General features: G+C 44.8%; 4 protein-coding genes. 2 read left to right on the top strand and 2 right to left on the bottom strand.

Going from position 1 to position 4,125, the window contains the following annotated elements:
• Positions 1-104 precede the first annotated feature (104 nt).
• Positions 105-599 (bottom strand): BlaI/MecI/CopY family transcriptional regulator, encoded by a 495-nt coding sequence (locus tag QZ735_RS07735; protein WP_294246488.1) that lies wholly within the window; start codon positions 597-599, stop codon positions 105-107.
• A gap of 8 nt (positions 600-607) precedes the next feature.
• Entirely contained in the window at positions 608-1,210 is a 603-nt protein-coding gene (locus tag QZ735_RS07730; protein WP_294246484.1) for a phosphatase PAP2 family protein, read from the bottom strand.
• 125 nt (positions 1,211-1,335) lie between these two features.
• Between QZ735_RS07730 and pdhA the strand changes: the two genes are divergently transcribed.
• Both pdhA and QZ735_RS07720 read left to right on the top strand, forming a co-directional pair.
• Positions 1,336-2,337, top strand: coding sequence for a pyruvate dehydrogenase (acetyl-transferring) E1 component subunit alpha (gene pdhA, locus QZ735_RS07725; protein WP_294246481.1), 1,002 nt, complete (start codon positions 1,336-1,338; stop codon positions 2,335-2,337).
• A 110-nt stretch (positions 2,338-2,447) separates the two neighbouring features.
• Positions 2,448-4,067: a pyruvate dehydrogenase complex dihydrolipoamide acetyltransferase gene (locus tag QZ735_RS07720; RefSeq protein ID WP_294246479.1), complete on the top strand. Its 1,620-nt coding sequence runs from the start codon at positions 2,448-2,450 to the stop codon at positions 4,065-4,067.
• Positions 4,068-4,125: the final 58 nt, after the last annotated feature.

Genomic DNA, 4,125 nt, shown 5'->3' with positions numbered 1-4,125 from the left:
AATCCCTGACCCGGGAACTGCAGCCCTAATGAAAAATAGAAGAAGCCTGCTGGACAAAAAAGGCCGCTTCAAAATGAAACAGCCTGTTTGTATCTGAAAGTTTTTTATTTTTCTTTCTTTTTTTTCTTCTTCTTGTCCTTATCCTTTGCTTTTTCCTTTTCCTGTTTTTTAATTTTCTCCTTTTTGGGATTCAGGATTTCTTCAGCATATTCAAATTCGGGCTTTCCGGCTACGGCAGGCTTTCTGTTCGGATCCCGTACCGGTTTGTCAGCATCCTGTTTTGAGATCATCTGTTCTGTGGTCAGCAGTCCCAGAAGCTCGTCTCCTGAATCATTGAAAAAATGACGGATCAGCTCTTTCAGCAGGAATGTACGGTAGTCCTCAAACGGTACGGTTGCGGTGTATCTGAAAATCCGTCCTTCTTTTTGTGTGGAAAGATAACCTTTTTCGATAAGGATTTTCAGATAGGTGGAAACGGTGTTCTGGTGCGGTTTCGGTTCTGGGTGCTGCTCCATAACGTCTTTCAGATAAAAGGAATGAAGCTTCCATAACAGCCTCATTAAATTTTCTTCAGCAGGCGTAAGGTGGTTGATTTTCATAGCGGGTTCTACGATTGAAATTGTATACGGCAATAAAGGTAAAGAAAAGATACCACAACCGCAATTCCGGCTCCCATGAATACTTCTTTTGAGGTATGTCTTCCTACGATAACCCTCGTCAGCCCGACCAAAGCCGCAATCCCGGACCATGCTATTCCCCACCCGAGGTCCGTTGCAAAATATAACGCCGCTACAAAAACATTGAATGCCGTATGCATCGAACTTTTGATATAATAGTTACTGATCTGCATGGTGAGCAGAAGAATCAGGATGAACAGCACAACCAGATCCACCTGGCCGTTCCTGATATAATTGAACATCATATAGGCCAGAACGCAGGCCGTAATGAAAAAGTACAGGGAAAAGCGCTGTACCCGGTTGGAAACATCCATGTTGGTATAGCGTCCCGTTTTTACATTCCAGGTGATCCAGATGACGACAGGCAGGATGATGATGAGCAGGAGGGGAAGGAAGTGCATCAGCGCATCCTCAAACGAGTATAACCGGATGCTGGTATAGACAAAAAAGAGGCATAAGGAAACGAGGGGATTGAATAAATCAGAGATGAATTTTGAGACCCTGAAAAGAAATGAAGGCTTTTTTTCTTCCATAAATAAGTTTAACGGTGTAAATATAATATTATAACTAAAAAACAATGGGCCGGTATACAATAAAAACAAAGTTTTTTTTATAATTTTGCTCAACTATTTCATTATAATTAAGCAAAGGCTCACACATGAAAGAATTTTCTAAAGAGGTATACCTGAAGTGGTATGAAGATATGACAATGTGGAGAAGGTTTGAAGACAAATGCCGTTCTCTCTATCTAAAACAAAAAATCAGAGGTTTTTTACATTTGTACAACGGTCAGGAGGCCATTCCTGCCGGGTTTACCCATGCAATGGATTTAACCAAAGACAGTATGATTACCGCTTACAGGTGCCATATCCACCCGATGGCGATGGGAGTAGATCCTAAAAGAATCATGGCCGAACTTTGCGGTAAAGCAACGGGAACGTCCGGAGGTATGGGCGGATCTATGCACATTTTCAGTAAGGAGCACCGTTTTTACGGCGGGCACGGTATCGTAGGAGGGCAGATCCCTTTGGGTGCCGGTATTGCCTTTGCAGACCAGTATTTCGACAGAAAGGCCGTCAACATCTGTTTCTTCGGGGACGGAGCTGCCAGACAGGGGTCGCTGCATGAAACGTTTAACATGGCCATGAACTGGAAACTTCCGGTGGTTTTTGTGGTGGAAAATAACCAGTACGCCATGGGAACTTCCGTAAAAAGAACCGCCAACCACGAGGATATCTACAAATTAGGATTGGGATATGAAATGCCGTGTCTTGCCGTAGATGCCATGGATCCTGAAAAAGTGGCGGAAGCTGCTTATGAAGCTATTGAAAGAGCGAGAAGAGGAGACGGGCCGACTTTCATTGAAGCCAGAACCTACCGTTTCCGTGGACACTCCATGTCTGATGCTGAGCCGTACAGATCCAAAGAAGAAGTGGCCATCCATAAAAATGACGATCCTATCGAACTGATCAAGCACAGAATCCTGGAAAATAAATGGGCTACCGAAGAAGAACTGGAGGCCATGGACAGTAAATCAAAGGATTTCGTAGAAGAATGCATCGAGTTCATGGAAAACTCACCGTATCCGGATCCTGAAAAAATCTATGAGTATGTATATGCTCAGGAAGATTACCCGTTCCTAGACAAATTAGAAAACTAAAAAAATGATGAGTCAGTTTGGAAATCTGAAAATTTGGGAATGAGATATGCAATAATCCTTTTTTAATTTTCAGATTGACAGATTACCAAATTTTCAAATTAAAATAAATTATGGCAGAAGTAATTACAATGCCGCGCCTTTCCGATACAATGACGGAAGGGAAAGTGGCAAAATGGCATAAAAAAGTAGGCGATACCGTAAAAGAAGGCGATATTCTAGCAGAAATTGAAACGGATAAAGCCGTTCAGGATTTTGAGTCCGAAATGGAAGGAACCCTTCTCTATGTAGGCGTGGAAGAAGGCAGTGCTGCTGCCGTAGATTCTGTACTGGCCATCATCGGGAAAGAAGGAGAAGATATTTCCGGACTTACCGGTGGAGAAGCACCTCAAGCCGGTGACTCTGAAGAAAAGAAAACCGATGAGGACCATAAAACGGAAAACAATTCAACCAGCATAGAACAGGCTGACGCAGAAGTTCCTGCCGGCGTGGAAGTAATTACCATGCCGCGCCTTTCCGATACGATGACGGAAGGTAAAGTGGCCAAGTGGCACAAAAAGGTGGGGGATACCGTAAAAGAAGGTGACCTTCTTGCAGAAATCGAAACCGATAAGGCCGTTCAGGATTTTGAATCTGAATTTGACGGCGTATTGCTGAAGCAGGGTGTTGAAGAAGGCGGTGCTGCACCGGTGGATTCCGTATTGGCCATCATCGGTCCTGAAGGAACAGACGTTTCAGCGGTAGGAGCTCCGAAAGCGGGCGGCCAGTCTTCTGGAAAACCGGCTGAGCAGAAAGCCGAACCTAAGAAAGAAGAGAAAGAAACAGCACCTGCTGCCGAAGCTTCCTATTCAGACCGGGTGGCTATTTCTCCTCTTGCTAAAAAGATGGCTCAGGACAAAGGGGTAGACATCAACAGCATCCAGGGATCAGGAGAAAACGGAAGAATCGTTAAGAAAGATATCGAAAATTACCAGCCATCTGCTCAGAAGGAAGCAGCACAGCCGGCACAGGCTCCGGCCGCCGCTGCACAGGTTGCGGTAAACTTTGTTCAGGGTGAAGATACCGAGTCTCAGAATTCGCAGGTAAGGAACATTATTGCCAAGCGTCTTTCCGAAAGTAAATTCTCTGCTCCGCATTATTACCTGATGGTGGAAATCAATATGGATAAAGCTATCGAGGCTAGAAAAGAGATCAACTCATTACCGGATACCCGTATTTCCTTCAACGATATGATCATCAAGGCAACTGCTGTGGCTCTGAGAAAGCACCCGCAGGTGAACTCAAGCTGGGCAGGAGACAAGATCATCCACAGAGGGAATATCAACATCGGCGTAGCTGTAGCCATTCCTGACGGACTGGTGGTTCCTGTATTGAAGAATACGGACCAGATGAATTACACGCAGATTTCCGCCGCGGTAAAAGACATGGCAGGAAGAGCGAAAAACAAGGGTCTTAAAGCAAATGAAATGGAAGGTTCCACTTTCTCTATCTCCAATCTTGGAATGTTCGGGATCGAAACCTTTACCAGCATCATCAACCAGCCGAATGCGGCCATTCTTTCCGTAGGAGCCATCATCGAAAAGCCGGTGGTGAAAAACGGACAGATTGTTGTAGGAAAAATCATGAAGCTATCACTGGCTTGCGATCACAGAGTGGTGGACGGTGCCACGGGAGCTCAGTTCTTACAGACGCTTAAAACGTACCTGGAAAGTCCTTTGACTCTGTTGCTGTAATTTTCAGCAGCGTTTCATACAGATAGTAAAAGCTTACCGGAAGTCCGGTAAGCTTTTA

Source organism: uncultured Chryseobacterium sp. (genome assembly GCF_913776365.1).
Classification (GTDB): Bacteria; Bacteroidota; Bacteroidia; order Flavobacteriales; family Weeksellaceae; genus Chryseobacterium.
This window is presented reverse-complemented; position numbering and strand designations above follow the sequence as displayed.